Annotated in this window: 1 protein-coding gene; it reads left to right on the top strand. The window is 60.6% G+C overall.

Annotated elements, in window-relative coordinates:
* Positions 1 to 208, top strand: a 208-nt coding sequence (locus tag AF337_RS18510) for an FAD-dependent oxidoreductase (RefSeq protein ID WP_152971133.1), incomplete at both ends; no start/stop codon positions are given.

A 208-nucleotide genomic window follows, 5' to 3' on the forward strand; every position in this document is an offset into this window, starting at 1 on the left:
TCCGAAGGTCGACCAAAGAACAATTCGGCTTACCCATTCGCGCGCGCTTGAACTCCTGCCTGCCCTGAGGAACACAAATGTCAGTGCCGTCTGGGCCGGTTATGTGGATAGCACCCCCGATGGGGTGCCGGGAATCGGTGAGATCACCACCGTTCCAGGCTTCATTCTCGCCGCCGGTTTCAGCGGCCACGGCTTCGGAATCGGTCCC

It is taken from the genome of Rhizobium ecuadorense (assembly GCF_001187535.1).
GTDB lineage: Bacteria > Pseudomonadota > Alphaproteobacteria > Rhizobiales > Rhizobiaceae > Rhizobium > Rhizobium ecuadorense.